The 543-nt window shown below is 40.7% G+C and carries 1 pseudogene; it reads left to right on the top strand.

Annotation, left to right across the window (positions count from 1 at the left end):
- Positions 1-211: 211 nt before the first annotated feature.
- Positions 212-543, top strand: a pseudogene (locus GMA8713_RS26420) (excinuclease ABC subunit UvrA); the annotation flags it as partial.

The raw sequence follows: 543 nt of genomic DNA, 5'->3' as shown, positions 1-543 counted from the left end.
TATACAAGAAAGACCAGAAGCAAATCGAGTTAGGTAAACACTCAACAAAGAAAGAAGCATAACTACTGGTGTAATACATAGCGTTTCGAATTATAAAAGGGTGACTCTTTGAGTCACCCTTTTTGTTTACTGTTTTTTTATCCAGTAAAACTTTGCACAAATCTCACTCTATGTAATACTTTAGCCACTGAAAATTACACGGTCTATTGAGATGGATAAAATAGAAATAAGGGGCGCTCGTACGCACAACCTAAAAGACGTCCACCTAACCATTCCTCGTGACAAATTAATTGTTATCACAGGACTATCAGGGTCGGGAAAATCGTCACTTGCGTTTGACACCCTTTATGCAGAAGGACAACGTCGTTATGTTGAATCCCTGTCAGCTTACGCTCGTCAGTTTCTTTCTCTTATGGAAAAGCCCGATGTCGATAAGATCGGAGAGTTAACTCCGGCCAGATAGATAAGGCAAAATTCGTCGCCACAAAGTCCACATTCCGCTGTCGAAACCGTCACTGAAGGTTATGACTACCACAGATTACT

Origin of the sequence: Grimontia marina (assembly GCF_900060185.1) — a bacterium.
Taxonomy (GTDB): Bacteria; Pseudomonadota; Gammaproteobacteria; order Enterobacterales; family Vibrionaceae; genus Enterovibrio; species Enterovibrio marinus.
The sequence above is the reverse complement of the archived record's forward strand: the minus strand, read 5'-3'. Positions and strand labels throughout refer to the sequence as shown.